The following is a 15821-nucleotide window of genomic DNA, read 5'->3' on the forward strand; positions in this document are numbered from 1 at the left end:
AACCTTTACATCGCGTCTTTGACAACCTGCGCGACGGCATCCCGCGGCACATCGGCCGTTACAAAACTGTTGCCGATGCTGCGCGCCAGGATAAACCGCAGCTGACCGTCGACCACTTTTTTGTCCTGCGCCATAAGATCAACCAGGGCTTCGGCGTCGGGCAGATCACCGGGGATGTCGCGGATGTCGGTCATCATTTGCATGTCCTTCAAATGCGCCCGCACACGACTGGGGGCTTCTTGGCTGCACAGCCCCAATCGCGCCGAAAGCTCAAACGCCAGCGCACAGCCAATGGCGACCCCTTCGCCGTGTTTCAGCCGGTCCGAGTATCCGGTTGCGGCCTCTAACGCGTGGCAGAAGGTATGCCCCAGGTTCAACAGCGCCCGGTCGCCCTGCTCTGTCTCATCCCGTGCGACGATGTCGGCCTTCATCTGGACAGACCGCGTCACCGCCTCAACCCGCTTGTCCATGTCGCCTGCGGCAAGAGCCGGACCATTGACCTCCAGCCAATTGAAAAACTCTGCATCCCCCAGCAGGCCATATTTGACCACTTCGCCATAGCCTGCCAAAAAATCGCGCGCTTCCAAAGTGCCCAGCACTTCGGTGTCAGCCAGAACCAGCGACGGTTGGTGAAACGATCCCACCAGGTTTTTCCCGTGCGACGTGTTGATGCCCGTTTTGCCGCCGACCGAACTGTCCACCTGAGCCAAAAGGCTGGTGGGAATCTGAACAAAGCGCACCCCGCGACGCAGAACAGCCGCAGCAAAACCCACCAAATCGCCAATCACACCACCGCCAAAGGCAATGACCACATCGTTGCGTTCGACCTTTTTGTCCAAGAGCCATTCAACAGCCCGCGTAAACTGGGGCCAACCTTTGGTGCTTTCCCCCTCGGGCAGCGCCAGCGCCTCCATTTCCACACCGGCTGCGGCAAGCCCCGCGCGCAAGGCATCCAGATGCAAACGGGCCACCGTTTCGTCGGTGATCACCGCAACCTTTGGGCGGCGCAACAACGGCAGAATCCGCGCGCCTGCCTCAGGGATCAAACCAGGGCCAACACTGACATCATAAGATCGTTCGCCCAATTCGACATGAACTGTCTGTTCCATCACTTCCATTCCAATACATCCGGGCGGGCGCGCAGCGCTTCCAAGACCCGGTCAACCATATCTTCGATTGTGCTGCTGCCGTCTGACACAACAGACACATCTGCTTGTTGATACAACGGCACCCGTTTTTCATAGAGGTCGCGCAATGTCGCAAATGGATCCGCGGTGCGCAGCAACGGCCGTGTATCGCGGTGGCGCACCCGGTTCCACAGCACCTCAAGATCCGCCTGCAAGCAGACAGCAACGCCAAAATTCGAGATATTGCGACGGTTTTCTTCTGCCAAAAAGGCACCGCCACCGGTTGACAGCACACCGCGCTCTTCTTCCAACAACCGCCGGATCACCATCCGCTCTTTCTCACGGAAAAACGCCTCACCATGGCGTTCAAAGATCTCGGGGATGCTCATATTGGCGGCGGTCTCGATCTCATGGTCGCTGTCCAGAAACGGCACACCAAGACGTTGGGCCAAAGCCCGCCCCACCGCAGTCTTGCCGGCGCCCATCATGCCGACCATGACAACCGTCTTGTGCAGCTTGGGGCTTTGCGCTGCTTCTGCAAGCGCTTGTTTGTGCTCTTTTTCGCTCATTCTTCTGTGAATGACGTGATATTCGTCAAAAGGCCATATATAACTTTTAGAAAAGATAGAGAAACAGGCAGAGCACACCATGGGGCGTATATTCAAATATTTGTTTTATTTGGTCATTTTGGCAGGCATCGCGCTGGTCGGCTACGCATATATCGGGCCGTGGTTTGGCGCTGATTTCGCGGCCCCTACAACAGAGGTGCGCAAACCGGTGATTTTGGATGCAGATTAGACCGGTCCTCGTGACCATGGCGACAACAGTCAGCCTGCTGGGCGAGGCAACGCATGCCCAACAGCCGCTGGCCGCGATTGACTGGCTGACGCCTGAGCCGCAGTCCACCACTTTGCCAGAAACGATTTTGCTGGAACCGCCGGTGACCAAAACCGCACGGCGTCCCGAGATAACAGTTAAGCCCTTGAAGTCCTTGCCTCAGCCCATCGGCCTGGTCTCGGCTGCGGCCACCGGATTGCCGATGGATCTGTGGAGCGGCAGCAGTCCTGAGGATTTGACCCGCCTATTGGCCACAGTGCGTGTCACCGACAGCCCGGCCATGCAGTCGCTGCTGTTCACGCTGTTGCTGTCCGAAGCCCGCGCTCCGGAAGAAGACGACGATCAGCTGCTGTTGGCGCGCCTTGATCGTCTGATGGATCTGGGTGCTACGGATCCGGCTCAGGCCCTCGCCGAACAGGCTGGCCCAACTCAAAGCCCGGCGCGGTTTCAACGTTGGTTTGACGCAAGCTTGTTGACTGGGGACGAAGATCGCGCCTGCGCTGCGCTGCTGCGCATGCCGCACTTGGCACCAAGCTATGCCGAGAGGATTTTCTGTGACGCCCGTCTGGGTGATTGGACAACCGCCGCCCTGTTGTTGGAAAGCGCGCATACGCTGAACCTGTTGCCCGAGGCTGAGCTGAACCTGTTGGACCGGTTTCTGAACCCCGATGTCTTTGAATTTGCCCCGCCGCCGTCTGCGCCTGACACTGTGCGCCCGCTGACCTTTCGCTTGTTTGAATCGATTGGTGAGCCGCTGCCGACCACAAATCTTCCACGCGCCTTTGCTGCCGCAGATTTGCGCGACATCGCCGGATGGAAAGCACAGCTTGAGGCGGCAGAGCGGCTGGTGCACATCGGCGCGCTTCACCCCAACCAGCTGTTGGGTCTGTTCAGCGAACGCAAACCGGCAGCCTCCGGCGGTGTATGGGATCGGGTCTCTGCCCTACAACGCTTTGAAACAGCTCTTAAATCCGGAAGTTCAGAAGCCGTTGCCAAAACTCTGCCGACCGCTTGGGTGGCTGTAAAACAATCCGGGATCGAAACCGGATTTGCTGAGCTGTTTGCAGATGCGTTGACACAGTTTAACCTGACAGGATCTGCCGCCGAGCTGGCTTGGCGCGTGCGCCTTTTGGCACCTGAATATGAGCTGGCAGCCCTATTGCCCCCCAGTGGCGGCGCCAATAATGATTTTCTGACCGCAGTTGCCATGGGCAAAGATGTCGCTGCGGAGGCCCAACCTGCGCTGACACCGGTGCAAGGGGCGATTTCTCGCGCCTTTGCCGCCGATGCTCCCCAAACCGAAGTGCCCACCCATTTGCGTCAGAAGATCGAAAGCGGCCGTTTGGGAGAGGCGATTTTGCAAGCTATGGTCTTGTTTGATCAGGGAAGTGATGGCAATTGGTCCGCGCTAAGCAGCGCCTTGGCCACCTTCCGCCTGGTTGGGTTGGAAGACACCGCGCGCCGTGCAGCCCTGCAGCTGGCGATTTTGGAGCGATGACTATGCCTGTGCCCCCCACGTCTTTGGACTGGATCTCCCTTTTTCTGGAGGCGCAGGCCGCTGAAATCGGAGCCGCGCGCAACACATTGCTGGCCTATGGCCGGGATCTGCGGGATGTTGCCGGATGGCTGCAAACGCGCGGTTTCAGTTTTGCGGATGCGGACCGCAGCCACATCGAAGAATACCTGATGTCCTGTGATGCACAGGGCCTGTCGCAATCTACCCGCGCCCGGCGGTTGTCCGCGATCAAACAAATCTATCGCTTCGCCTTTGAGGAAGGCTGGCGCAGTGACAATCCGGCGATCCAGATCAAAGGCCCCGGGCGTTCCAAACGGCTGCCCAAAACACTGGACGTGGGCGAAGTCGACCAATTGCTGGAGGCCGCACGCGCCACGGGCCGCAACCAAACGGATCGGCTGCGCAATACCTGCCTGTTGGAACTTCTTTATGCCACCGGCATGCGGGTGAGCGAGCTGGTGTCCCTGCCCGTGGCCAGCGCACGGGGCAATCCGCAGATGCTGTTGGTTCTGGGCAAAGGCAGCAAAGAACGGCTGGTTCCCCTGTCTTCAACCGCGCGCACGGCGCTTGCGGCCTGGATCACCGCCCGGGACGCGGCCGAAGAAGCGGCGCAGGCCAAGGGCAAGCCGATTTCCCGCTTTCTGTTCCCGTCGCGTGGCAAGGATGGCCATCTGACCCGCCACAGGTTCTATTTGCTGGTCAAAGAGCTGGCCGTGGCCGGTGGCGTCTCTCCGGATAAGGTGACACCCCATACCCTGCGCCATGCCTTTGCGACACATTTGCTGGCCAACGGCGCGGATCTGCGCGCCATCCAAGTCATGTTGGGCCATGCCGATATCGCCACAACTGAGATCTACACACATGTCCTGCGCTCACAGCTGGAAGAGCTGGTTCACGACCACCACCCGCTGGCGCAGGCTGAGAGTGAATGAACCAATAAGCCGCATTACCAGGATCTTGGCCACGAACCCTTGATCGAACCGGGGAGGATGCCCATAACCACATCAAAGAATGGCAGGGCGTAACCGATGGACATTTCTGATATTTCAAGTTTTGACAGCACCTTCTGGATCACCTCAGGGGGTATCTTGTTGCTCTTGGTCCTGTCGGGCTTCTTCTCTGGCTCAGAGACGGCCCTGACCGCAGCCTCTCGTGGGAAACTGCGGGTCCAGGCCGACAAAGGGTCGCGCGGTGCGCAGCAGGCGTTGACCATCACCGAAGACAACGAACGGCTGATCGGCTCGGTCCTGTTGGGCAACAACCTGGTCAACATCCTTGCCGCGTCCATGGCGACCGCCCTTTTTACCCGGGCATTTGGGGAAAGCGGCGTCGCGCTGGCAACACTGGTTATGACCCTGTTGGTTTTGATCTTCGCGGAAGTTCTGCCCAAGACCTATGCCATCTCGAACGCAGAAAAAGCAGCCTCGACCGTAGCGCCCATCATTGGCTTTTTGGTCACGGTGCTTGCGCCCATTGTCGGAGCGGTGCGCTTTTTTGTGCGCGGTGTTCTGCGCATCTTTGGCGTCAAAATTGACCCCGACAGCCATATTATGGCGGTGCGTGAAGAGATCGAGGGCGCGCTGAATCTGGGGCACTCCGAAGGCTTGGTTGAGAAGGAAGACCGCGACCGGATCCTGGGAGCGTTGGATCTGTCGGAACGTCTGGTGGAAGAGATCATGCTGCACCGGTCCAACATCGAGATGATCAACGCCGATGATGAACCCGAAGCGATCCTGACCCAATGTCTGGAAAGCCGCCATACCCGTCTGCCGGTCTATAAGGATGAGCCTGAAAACATCATCGGCGTGGTTCATGCCAAAGATCTGTCGCGCCAGCTCTATGCTCTGGTCAGCGCGGCGGATGGCGACAGCACCGTGTTGAAAAACTTTCAGATCACCGATGTGGCCAAGCCGCCGTATTTTGTACCCGAAACCACATCCCTGGATGATCAGATGCGCCAGTTCCTGCATCAACGGTCGCATTTTGCGCTGGTGGTGGATGAATATGGCGCGCTGCGCGGACTGATAACGCTGGAAGACATTCTGGAAGAGATCGTAGGCGAGATCACCGATGAGTTTGACCCAGACGCCGAGAAGGTCGCGATCAAAAGCGAAGATGGCCATTTCCTGGTGGAAGGGGCAACCACCATTCGCGATTTGAACCGGGCCACGGACTGGTCCCTGCCGGATGACGAAGCCAACACAATAGCGGGCCTGGTGATCCATGAGGCGCAGATGATCCCAACCACCGGTCAGGTGTTTTCCTTTCATGGGTTCCGGTTTGAGGTCACCTCCCGCGAAGGCAACCGGGTCACAGGGCTCAAGATACGCCCCCTGAAATGAGCGGCATCGCCGTCCTAATCCTTGCGGCCGGGCGATCCGCGCGCATGCGGGGCGGGGACAAAATGTTTGAACAGGTTCAGGGCCAGCCTTTGCTGACCTGCATTTGCGCCCGCGCGGCGGCAACTGGGCTCGATGTTCTTGTGACCCTGCCGGATCTGGATCACCCCCGTGTAGGGCTGATCGACGCGGCAAAACCAGTGCCTGTGCCCGATGCATCCGAGGGGATGAGCGCATCGATCCGCCGGGGTGTTGCCGCCCTGCCAGACGCAACGCGCGCCGTGATGATCCTGCCCGGCGATATGCCAGAGGTTGAGACATCAGACCTTCTGAGCGTCGCAGCGGCTTTTGATCCGGACCAGGAAAACATCGCGCGGGCCGCAGCCGCAGATGGCAGGCCCGGACATCCCGTTTTGTTTCCCAAACGCCTGTTCCCGCAATTGACGCGCCTGCATGGCGACCACGGGGCCCGGTCCGTTTTGAAATCTGAGCCGGTCACCCCTGTGCCCCTGCCTGGTCAACGCGCCCTTGTGGACCTAGACACGCCCGAAGCCTGGGCGCACTGGCGCGCATCGTTAGATCCATAGAAAAAGCGGGCCGCACAGGCGACCCGCTTTTGCACATTCTTGGCGCTGGGCTTAGTGAACCAGCAGTCGCGCCTCATGTTTCTTGAGCGAGCGACGCGCCGCCACATAAGCCTCACGTCCGGTCTCGGACTTAAGCTCGGGGAACAGTGCAAAGATCTCTGCACGTTGGGCGCTGTCCAGTCCGCGCAGGGTTTGATCCCCCGGCTGGAAGCTCTCGGTCCAGGACCCATCGGACAAGACAACCTCATGCTGGTCGAACATAAAGTGGATATAGGTCACACTGTCCGCTTCAACCGCGTCGACGCCTTCCAGACCAACCAGATGTTTTGCAGCCACCAAAACCTCGCGATCCTCAAAATAGAGCGCGGTCTTGTCATTGGCCACCAACACGCGGTGGTTGGGCGACACCATCATATCCCGCTCTGGCAGGCCATTGCCCAACGCGCCTTGACGGATCAGGATCGGCTGCAGCTTGGCATTCTCTGACAGTTCTGCGCCAGTCATGTGGCGCTGGCCGAACCAGCGGATCTCTTGGATGCCATTGTCACGGGTGATCACCCGGTCACCCACCTGCAGATCCTCAACCCGGCGTTCGCCTTCGGGAGTTGCGATCAATGTACCCGGCGTAAAACACGGAATGACGTTTTCGATTTCCGAGAAGGTCGCCGTACCAGTCAACACGCCATCGGCATCAAAGTAAGAGACCGTACCGCTTTCGGCATCCCCCGGCGTGAAATCAACGCTGATCGAGCCTCCCGGTTCCGCAGTGCCGCGCAGGTCCAACACGTCGACGTCCGAGCCATCCGGATCTTCGCCACCGACGATATCGTCGCCAACGCCCGCACCGGTAAAGAGGTCAGAGTTCAAACCACCCGTGGCCGTATCCGCCTGACCGTCAGTGCCCAGATCGATGGTATCTTCGCCCAGACCACCGGACAGATCATCCGCGCCCTGACCACCAAGGATGCTATCGTCGCCTTCACCGCCAACAACGGTGTCGTCGTCGATGCCCGCATCGATCGTATCATTGCCTGTGCCGCCGTCGATGCTGTCGTCATCGTCCTGACCAAAGATCAGATCGTTGCCTGCGCCGCCGTCAATGGTGTCCATACCATTGGTTGGATCAGGGTCCACGGGACGGCCATCAGAGCCATCGTCGGTGATGTTCAGCCCATCCGGGAAAACCGGGTCCAGGCCGCCATAAATGGTGTCATCGCCTTCGCCGCCCAGGAGACTGTCCGAACCTTCGCCTCCGGTGATCTCATCCGCGTCGTCACCGCCATCGATGGTGTCGTCATCAATGCCGCCATCGATCACGTCCAGACCGTCACCCCCTGTGATCAGGTCAGCATCATCGCCCGTGGTAATGGTGTCATCACCCGCGCCACCGTCGACCGTGTCGCGGTCATCCTCTGGATCTGCATCCGCAGGAACCGCAGGAATATCGGGTGTTGTCCCGGTATAGCCATCAAATCCGCGATCCGGCAGCGGTGCAGGTCCGTTGCCAGAGGTATCAATGACGTCATCGCCATCATCGCCAGACACGCTGTCAGAGCCATCGCCCCCGATGACAGAGTCATCGCCATCCCCGGCAATGATAATATCGTCGCCGTCACCGCCATCGATGGTGTCATTACCTGGATCCGTGACCGGCACATCAACAATCGGGTCAAAATAGACGTCAGTGACCTGAATACCAGAGTTGCCGCCATCCTGTTCGTGTTCAATTTCGATCCGGGAAACGGGCCCCGGAATATTCACCAACAAGGAATAGCTCGGATCATCGGTGCTGGAGTAAGCGCCATCGGAAATGGCTGTATCATCCCCCGGCACCGTATCCGTGTCTGCCAGGGTCAGGTTTGGCCCACCGCCGATATTGACTTCAACCGGGTTACCATCCGCGTCAAACGCGGTGACACGCACGACGCCGCCGCCGTCAATGTCGTTAATCCGGAAAGAGACATCTTCAACCGGGCCAGAGAAATCCAGACGATACTCTGCCTCATTGCCGCGACCATTGGTCAGGGAGCTCAGCGAGCTCCCGGTGTCAACGGTGCCCCCGCCCGAGTTGATACCCGTCACATGGTTGGTGACGTTAGAAAACTCTGTGTCGACATTGGCATCCTGGTTCAGCACCGAAAACTCAACAGTGACCGAACCGGTGTCTTGGCTGAAACCACCACTCAGATCGTCGCGGCTGTCAACTTGCCCGCCGTCGTCTGGATCTGGTGCTTCGTCCCAACGGAACACTTCGCGGCCAGGGCTTGTGGTCGCCCCCGGCACGTTGCTGTCACCATGCAAAACATCGTCACCGGTGCCGCCTTCGATACTGTCGTTACCGCCGCCGCCGTGGACGGTGTCGTCACCCTCGCCCGCCAGAACGGTGTCATCACCGCCGCCGGCCTGGACCAGATCATCATCCGGGCCATCTGCAGGGTTGATTGCATCCCCGGCGTCAATGCGATCGCCTTCGGGATCCCCCAGGTAACTTTCGTCGATCAGGTCACCGCCTTCGGTGCCTTCAACGATCCCATCCAGCCCCTCGGCGATAACATCGTCATCCAAGACTGCGACATAATCGATACCACCTGACAGGTTCTGATCGTATATGCCTTCTGTGGTTTCGCGCGCACCAATGGCAAAGCTTTGCTCGCTGGGGCTGGTGATATCCAAATCCAAGCTGACCGTATCATCCGAGGCCGTGGTGCTGGTTCCATCGGTTGTGTTCTCAAACACCGCCTTTACGCCGTCCGGTGTCCAAGAATAGATGACTTTGACCTGATCACCCGCATCCAGGAAACCGGGATCCGTTGTCAGAAGCGCGGTTTCGCCCCCCTCGGCATGAAACACTTGCACGCGCCCATCTTCGGTCACGCGGATTTCGAACTGTTCAGGATCGGACCCATCAGCGCCGGCCAAACCACGGCTGACAACGGTTTGTGTCCCATCCAAAGTGTTCAGGTTAAACGATGTTACAATCGACCCTGCAGTCAGGTCGAATTCCTGGTCATCGCCATCATCGACATCAAACCGTGCGCCAAAACCGTCACCAAAGAACTGGTCACTGGCGAAAACACCACCACCGGCGGCGGCACCATCCTGTGCGATCCCGTCACCAAGGCCAGTGTCGTCATTTTCAAACCCGTTCCGAAAATCCCACAAACCAATGAGATTTGCGGCATACGGGTTATCAAAATTATCCGCCATCACGTTCTCCTTTTCGACGCACAAGCGCCAAACCGTACCTAAACATCGCGACGTTCCAGGCATGACCAAAACGTCGTAAAAAATCCATTCTAGGAGATGAGATAGCCTGACGATCACCGAAGGTAACGGCATAGCCGATTACCTTTACAGGTCTTACGTATACAAATGCAGTTCCCGCTGCGTTTGTATCGCACGTACGGCGACGCCACCGCGTCGCACATCACAGGTTTTCACCCCCCCAAGGGCAACATTCCTTTTAAAGCTCACCTGCGCTGCAACAAAGGTTAATCTTTCTTAACTTTCGTACAGGTGTGATCGTACCAAGCGCGGGACAACCTCTAAATCGGTCTTAAGTGGTAAAGTTACGTAAACTTCGTTTCTAAATATGAAACAATTCCGGCCCAAACCAACAAAACTCGCTATTTTTTTGGAAATTGTACCAAAACGGTAAACACACACACCCAAAGCGGGAGTTGGTCTCCGACGCTCGCTGAAATTTGTTGCTGTTTTTTGAATATCCAAATTTCGGCAACAACCGCTTCAAATACTTGGCCAATGTGTCTTCATTTCGAACAAAGCGTGAGTTGAACATGATTCGCCGAATTTACATTTATGTGAATGGACTCCCCTGACCGCGCTTCGTTCTCTGTTGGCACCGTGTCGAGAGTTGCTCATTTGCCTTTGCGACACGCCCTTTCCTGAGCGGGTGGCTTCATCCCGGCTCAATCCCCTGTGCACTCAACAAGCGAAAGAGCGGAACACGGACCATCATCCACACACCGACCGCCGCAGACCACACCTGATACCCTTGTGAAATCGGCTATTGAACAGCTGCAAACACTCCATCGTTTGATGAATTGGTCAGGTCGTTTTTCTAAAGAAAGGTAAAATGGCGGAGAGACAGGGATTCGAACCCTGGAGACGGTTTCCCGCCTACACACTTTCCAGGCGTGCGCCTTCGACCACTCGGCCACCTCTCCGTGAGGCGGATATATCTTTGATTACAGAGGGGATTGCAAGAGCGAAAACCGATTTTCTTTGCTGAAATGTGACTGTTTTTTGCGAGGCTTTTTCTCCCCACAAAGAAAGGGCCCGACACTGTGAATATCGGGCCCTCTGCGTGTCACTCTCAGCTCTCTGTTTAGGCGTCAGACGCCCCGCGCAGCGCTTCGGGATTGCGAATCCACAAGTCGCGTTGGGCAAAGGGAATCTCGATCCCCTTCTTGCGGAACTGCTTTTCGATCTCGTAGTTGATGTCGGATTTCACGGACAGCATCCAGTTGACGTCGCGCAGGATCGCGCGGATCTCGAAATCCAAACTGTCCGCGCCAAAGCCCTGGAACACCACGCTGGGCGCGGGTTTGGCCAGAACCATCGGGTGGGCATTGGCAATATCAAACAGGATGCCTTCGACCAGGCGCGGATCGGTGCCATAGGCCACACCAACCGACACGATCACCCGCCCCACGGTGTTGCCGCGGGTAAAGTTAGTGACGGTCCCAGTAATCAGATCCGAGTTCGGAACAATCACATCAGTCCGGTCAAAGGTTTCAATCCGCGTCGAACGTACCGAAATATCGCGCACATAGCCCATCATGCCGCCGACCTCGATCCAGTCCCCTTTGGAGATCGGGCGTTCGATCAACAAGATGATGCCAGAGACAAAGTTCGACACAATCGTCTGAAGGCCAAAACCGATACCAACCGACAAGGCACCCGCCACGATGGCCAGCGAAGACAGATCAAGCCCCGCCGCAGAAATAGCCACCACAGCGGCCAGGAAGATCCCGATATACCCCGTGCCGGAGACAATTGCGTTCTGCCCGCCCGGATCCAGCCGCGTCTTGGGCAAGAGCGAGGTGCGCAGACTGCTTTGGACGATGCGAGTGACCATATAGCCGATGGCAAAGATCACCGCAAAGCTGAGGAACGCGGTTGGGGAGATGGACACATCGCCAACCTGAAAGCCATTGCGCAGCTTGTTCAACAATTCCAACAGATCCGCCTGTCGTGCGCCCCAGATCAACGCAAACAATGGTGCGCTGAGCAAAACCAGCAGAAAGCCCAGCAGAACGGCCACCAGGCTGTCAGAGGCGGTCTCGCGGTTTTGTTTGCTGAAGAAGCCATAAACATCGACCAGGAACCGCTGCAGCACCAGAAGTGTCGCAATCAACGCCAGTGTCAGGATCGAGGGGTAAATCAGCGCTTCTGCCGCATTGATGTAACCCGCTGCCGCCAAAACCGGTGACAGGAAGCCAAAGAGATAGGCCACACGTCGCACTGTTTGGATAATGCCATTGACCCCAACAACCAGCGCGCCTTCGTCTCCCTCAGAGTCCGGTGCGTCACTGCGTTGTTGTTTGCCAATCCGGTGCAGGCGCAGCATCAACAGGGCCGCCATGAGGATCAGGGGAAACCGGACAACGGCCAGCGCACCTTCGGAGAAGAAGATGAAATCCTCCAGCGTGCTCAGCATCTCTTTGGCGACCAAAATGACCGCTAACAGATCCACCACCAGCCAGGTGGCCGCGGCGTTCTTGGGATCGACCGGGAACAAGGGGTTTTCATCGCGTCGCGCATAAAGTCGCCCGCCCAGCCAGTGAAAGGCCAAAAGGATCAGCGCCCAACGTGGTACCCCATCAATCAACAGGGACCCGCGCACGCCCACCAGGTTTGCCATCTTGATCGCAGTGACAATCAGAACAATCCCAGCATAGGGCAGGATCACCTGCCACAGGGAGACGCAAAACTCCCAGATGGCCGTGCTTTGCAGGGCATGTCGGCGGACATAAGCGGCCGTCTTCAACGAAATGGCGCGACCGCGCAGAAGCAACGCACCACCAATCGCCAAAAGCACCAGCAGCGTCGGCCAGTTACCTTCAATCTTGCGCAACGTGGTTTCCTGCGCGACCTGCTGGGCCGTTTCATTCCACATGGAATAGCTGGCCGAGGCCAGGCTGGCCAAAGCATCGGTCCAGTTTTCGGGGTTCAGCGGTGTGGCGCCCCGCTGCAGCAACACTGTCTTACGCCGGTCCCGGATGATCTTGTCGACCTCATTGATCAACCCGTCCGCCCGGCGAAAGGCTTCTTCGGACACGATACGCGGCACGCGGAGGTCCAACAGCTGCTGGGTCAGGCGCGCGCGCAGGGTTGCCAGGTCTTCGGGCTCACTTTCGCCCTCAGCAGGAGCCTCGCCCAAGGCATCCAACTGCGCCTGAAGCGTGACAATACGTTCGCCGTTCTTGGACTGCTCTTCGCGGAAGCGATCGCGATAACTGGCCAGATCCAGTCTGAGTTGTTCCAGCGACACCGTTGACGCGCGCTTGGCGTCGATCACCTGTTCGGCGCGATCTGCGGTTTTCAGCCAGGCCTGATAATAGGCGCGGCCCTCGTCCGTGGTTTGTGCGGCTGCAAGGGTGACCTGTACAGAAACACAAAGGCTGACCATTACGATCAGCCTCAGGAAAAATTTTAACATGTGGGTCAATCCACCGCTCATACGTCTTCAAACACACCAGGGATCGAGGACGGCGCGTGGGTCATCCAATCAGGCACGGGCAGCTGCTTGTCACGCAGGAAGTCCGGGTTGAACAGTTTTGACTGATAGCGTGTTCCATAGTCGCAAAGGATCGTCACAATGGTGTGGCCGGGGCCCATTTCCTTGGCCATGCGCACGGCACCCGCGATGTTGATCCCAGAAGAACCACCCAGCACCAGACCTTCGTCATGCAGCAGATCAAACACATAAGGCAGCGCCTCTGCATCCGGGATCTGGTAAGAGAAATCCGGTGTGAACCCTTCCAGGTTCTTGGTGATCCGGCCCTGGCCGATGCCTTCGGTGATGGAGGAACCTTCCGAGGCCAGCTCACCGGTGGTGTAGAACGAGTAAAGCGCAGCACCCAGCGGGTCAGACAGCGCAACCTTGACACCTTTGGGCTGCAGAACTTCGGCCACGCCTGCCAGTGTGCCGCCTGAACCGACTGCACAGGTGAACCCGTCCACTTTGCCGCCGGTCTGTTCCCAGATCTCAGGGGCTGTGGTTTCCACATGCGCCTGACGGTTTGCCACATTGTCGAACTGGTTCGCCCAGATCGCGCCGTTTGGCTCTGTCTTGGCCAGCTCATTGGCCAAACGTTCAGAATAGCGCACATAGTTGTTGGGATTCTTGTAAGGGGCCGCAGGCACCTGCACCAATTGCGCGCCCGCAAGCCGCAACATGTCTTTTTTCTCTTGCGACTGGGTTTCCGGGATCACGATCACGGTTTTGAACCCCATCGACGCACCAACAAGCGCAAGGCCAATACCGGTGTTGCCGGCAGTGCCTTCCACAATGGTGCCGCCCGGCTTCAGATCACCACGCGCAATTGCGTCTTTGATGATGTAAAGCGCGGCGCGGTCTTTGACCGACTGGCCGGGGTTCATGAACTCGGCCTTGCCCAGGATCTCACATCCGGTCTCGTCGCTGACACGGTTCAAACGGATAAGTGGCGTGTGGCCAATGGCATCGGCCAAGTCGCGTGCAATGCGCATGGTTTCCCTTTCGATCATTCCCTCCCTGATGTAGCGAAGCCAACCCGGCTTCACAAGGCAGGAACCTCAAGGGATTAGGTCATTTCGATTGCTGCTGCAGCCGTTCGCGGTGCCGTGCCAGCCACAAGGCGCAGGTCACCAAAGGGCCATCCCGATAGGCGCCCGCGTCAATTCCGTCCATGAACTCTTGGAAACCCAGAACGCGGTGACGAATATCCTCGCCCTCGCAGTCCAATCCTCCCCCTTGGGCGATCCGCTCAAAGCTGCCGACACCCACGTACAAGTAAACAAATTCACCCGATGATCCGGAGGACGGAAAAATTTCAGAAACCCGTTCCAATTGCTGTACACGGATGCCTGCCTCCTCTTTGGATTCTCGAATGGCTGCCTCTTCCGGAGATTCGCCGGGGTCCACCACACCGGCCACCGCCTCCCACAGCCAGGGGCGACGATCGCCCGCGATGTAGACCGCGGCGCGGAATTGCTGGATCAACAGCACCTCATCCCTCCACGGGTCATAAGGCAAAACAGCCGAGGCCCGCCCAACCAGAAAGGACCCGCGATTGATCACCTCGCTCATCGTTCCATCAAAACGACGATACTGCAGGTCCATTTCATCCATGGCAAAATAGTTGATGTATTCGCGTTTGTGCGCATGCACCACCACATCGCGCTCTAACGGATGGTCAGGATGCTCCTCCCCCGCCTGCAGCGCGACCCAAGCGGACGCGCGATTGCGGATCGAATTGAGGCTTGCCGCCATTTGTTCAGGTGCGCGGCGTCCCTTCCAGGCCATGATTTCTTCGGTTGCGCGGATGCAAAGTGGTTCCCATTGCCGCTGCCAGGCCTGAAAATCCCAAAGCGCCCCCAGAGTCCAATCCTCTTTGTCCGGGACGAACATCTGCGCGTGCAAGACGCTGCCATCCGCCAAGGTGACCCGGCATTCTTCCACATCACAGGAAAACCCGGCCTCGTAATGCGCAAGCGCATCCAGATCCTCAGGCCCGAGATCATGGACCAACAACCCTGTGGCCTGCGCGCCTGCTTCTGCTGTGATGGTCGGGAACGGTTGCCCCGCCACCTCATAGACCTGGTAGCCGTCCAAATTGGCTTCAGCCGTTTTCAGCTGAGCTACGGGACGTCCCAAAACACGTTCCAGCACCGGCAACGACCGCAAGGTGCCGTAAAAAAACAAATCAATCACTGTAATTGGATCCTTGATCCCAGATTAACTCCAGCGTCGCGCAGCACGTTCGGTCAGCATGCCAACCAAACAGCCACCAACAATCAATGTTGCCCAAACATTTGGTACAGCGATAACAAAGAAATACTCCAAGGCAATCGTGAAAATCGCTGCAATGGCTTCAAATGGCCCATCATAGCGTAATCTGTTGGCCAAACGGAACATTTCCCAGGCACCTTGCGCGAAAAGCGCGCCCATCACCAAAAGGGCCATTCCCGTCAAACCGTTGTTGAGCGAGGGGACAAACCCATGCCCCGCCCGCGCACCCATGTAGACCCAGCCCACCATTGACCCCAGAACCACGTTAAAATGCACGAAGTAACCGAAATCTGTGCCCTCGGGCATCAGTGGCATAACCTGAAGTGACACCACAAATGCCAACGCAGCCATAAATAACGCGGCGGCTAATCGGGCGGCAGTGGGCATTTGGGTAAC

Annotated in this window: 12 protein-coding genes and 1 tRNA gene; 5 read left to right on the forward strand and 8 right to left on the reverse strand. The window is 57.8% G+C overall.

Going from position 1 to position 15821, the window contains the following annotated elements:
- Nucleotides 1-5 precede the first annotated feature (5 nt).
- Complete coding sequence (gene aroB / locus GFB49_RS02315) at nt 6-1109, reverse strand: 3-dehydroquinate synthase (protein WP_153214177.1); 1104 nt, start codon at nt 1107-1109, stop codon at nt 6-8.
- On the reverse strand, nt 1109-1696 hold the full coding sequence (locus GFB49_RS02320; RefSeq protein WP_153214178.1) for a shikimate kinase: 588 nt from the start codon (nt 1694-1696) through the stop codon (nt 1109-1111). The genes aroB and GFB49_RS02320 overlap by 1 nt, the downstream gene beginning before the upstream one ends.
- Nucleotides 1697-1775: 79 nt before the next feature.
- Between GFB49_RS02320 and GFB49_RS20975 the strand changes: the two genes are divergently transcribed.
- From GFB49_RS20975 to GFB49_RS02340, 5 genes are all read left to right on the forward strand, one after another.
- Nucleotides 1776-1925 (forward strand): hypothetical protein, encoded by a 150-nt coding sequence (locus tag GFB49_RS20975; protein ID WP_194269245.1) that lies wholly within the window; start codon nt 1776-1778, stop codon nt 1923-1925.
- Nucleotides 1915-3462: a hypothetical protein gene (locus tag GFB49_RS02325; RefSeq protein WP_425505176.1), complete on the forward strand. Its 1548-nt coding sequence runs from the start codon at nt 1915-1917 to the stop codon at nt 3460-3462. Before GFB49_RS20975 ends, GFB49_RS02325 begins: the two co-directional genes overlap by 11 nt.
- A 2-nt stretch (nt 3463-3464) precedes the next feature.
- On the forward strand, nt 3465-4412 hold the full coding sequence (locus GFB49_RS02330) for a site-specific tyrosine recombinase XerD (RefSeq protein WP_153214180.1): 948 nt from the start codon (nt 3465-3467) through the stop codon (nt 4410-4412).
- Nucleotides 4413-4508: 96 nt separating this feature from the next.
- Nucleotides 4509-5822, forward strand: coding sequence for an HlyC/CorC family transporter (locus tag GFB49_RS02335; RefSeq protein WP_153214181.1), 1314 nt, complete (start codon nt 4509-4511; stop codon nt 5820-5822).
- Nucleotides 5819-6406 (forward strand): nucleotidyltransferase family protein, encoded by a 588-nt coding sequence (locus GFB49_RS02340; protein ID WP_153214182.1) that lies wholly within the window; start codon nt 5819-5821, stop codon nt 6404-6406. Before GFB49_RS02335 ends, GFB49_RS02340 begins: the two co-directional genes overlap by 4 nt.
- A 51-nt stretch (nt 6407-6457) precedes the next feature.
- Here the strand turns inward: GFB49_RS02340 and GFB49_RS02345 are convergent, their stop codons facing one another.
- From GFB49_RS02345 to GFB49_RS02370, 6 genes are all read right to left on the reverse strand, one after another.
- Nucleotides 6458-9613: a Hint domain-containing protein gene (locus GFB49_RS02345; RefSeq protein ID WP_153214183.1), complete on the reverse strand. Its 3156-nt coding sequence runs from the start codon at nt 9611-9613 to the stop codon at nt 6458-6460.
- An 890-nt stretch (nt 9614-10503) separates the two neighbouring features.
- Nucleotides 10504-10593: transfer RNA gene (locus GFB49_RS02350), tRNA-Ser, on the reverse strand.
- A gap of 161 nt (nt 10594-10754) precedes the next feature.
- The gene (locus tag GFB49_RS02355) at nt 10755-13091 is read right to left on the reverse strand and encodes a DUF3772 domain-containing protein (RefSeq protein ID WP_153214184.1); all 2337 of its coding nucleotides are present in this window, start codon (nt 13089-13091) and stop codon (nt 10755-10757) included.
- A 17-nt stretch (nt 13092-13108) separates the two neighbouring features.
- Nucleotides 13109-14143, reverse strand: coding sequence for a cysteine synthase A (locus GFB49_RS02360; RefSeq protein ID WP_153214545.1), 1035 nt, complete (start codon nt 14141-14143; stop codon nt 13109-13111).
- A 79-nt stretch (nt 14144-14222) separates the two neighbouring features.
- The gene (locus GFB49_RS02365; protein WP_343032442.1) at nt 14223-15347 is read right to left on the reverse strand and encodes an NUDIX domain-containing protein; all 1125 of its coding nucleotides are present in this window, start codon (nt 15345-15347) and stop codon (nt 14223-14225) included.
- Nucleotides 15348-15371: 24 nt separating this feature from the next.
- Nucleotides 15372-15812, reverse strand: coding sequence for a TrgA family protein (locus GFB49_RS02370; RefSeq protein ID WP_153214185.1), 441 nt, complete (start codon nt 15810-15812; stop codon nt 15372-15374).
- Nucleotides 15813-15821: the final 9 nt, after the last annotated feature.

The sequence above is a fragment of the Tritonibacter litoralis genome (assembly GCF_009496005.1).
Classification (GTDB): domain Bacteria; phylum Pseudomonadota; class Alphaproteobacteria; order Rhodobacterales; family Rhodobacteraceae; genus Epibacterium; species Epibacterium litoralis.

Bases quoted from the DNA above. Each gene is read 5' to 3' on its own strand.
- GFB49_RS02335 (WP_153214181.1), top strand. From the start codon at position 4,509: ATGGACATTTCTGATATTTCAAGTTTTGACAGCACCTTCTGGATCACC.
- GFB49_RS02340 (WP_153214182.1), top strand. From the start codon at position 5,819: ATGAGCGGCATCGCCGTCCTAATCCTTGCGGCCGGGCGATCCGCGCGC.
- GFB49_RS02320 (WP_153214178.1), bottom strand. From the start codon at position 1,696: ATGAGCGAAAAAGAGCACAAACAAGCGCTTGCAGAAGCAGCGCAAAGC.
- GFB49_RS02330 (WP_153214180.1), top strand. From the start codon at position 3,465: ATGCCTGTGCCCCCCACGTCTTTGGACTGGATCTCCCTTTTTCTGGAG.
- GFB49_RS02355 (WP_153214184.1), bottom strand. From the start codon at position 13,091: ATGTTAAAATTTTTCCTGAGGCTGATCGTAATGGTCAGCCTTTGTGTT.
- GFB49_RS02325 (WP_425505176.1), top strand. From the start codon at position 1,915: ATGCAGATTAGACCGGTCCTCGTGACCATGGCGACAACAGTCAGCCTG.
- aroB (WP_153214177.1), bottom strand. From the start codon at position 1,109: ATGGAACAGACAGTTCATGTCGAATTGGGCGAACGATCTTATGATGTC.
- GFB49_RS02345 (WP_153214183.1), bottom strand. From the start codon at position 9,613: ATGGCGGATAATTTTGATAACCCGTATGCCGCAAATCTCATTGGTTTG.
- GFB49_RS02360 (WP_153214545.1), bottom strand. From the start codon at position 14,143: ATGCGCATTGCACGCGACTTGGCCGATGCCATTGGCCACACGCCACTT.
- GFB49_RS02370 (WP_153214185.1), bottom strand. From the start codon at position 15,812: ATGCCCACTGCCGCCCGATTAGCCGCCGCGTTATTTATGGCTGCGTTG.
- GFB49_RS20975 (WP_194269245.1), top strand. From the start codon at position 1,776: ATGGGGCGTATATTCAAATATTTGTTTTATTTGGTCATTTTGGCAGGC.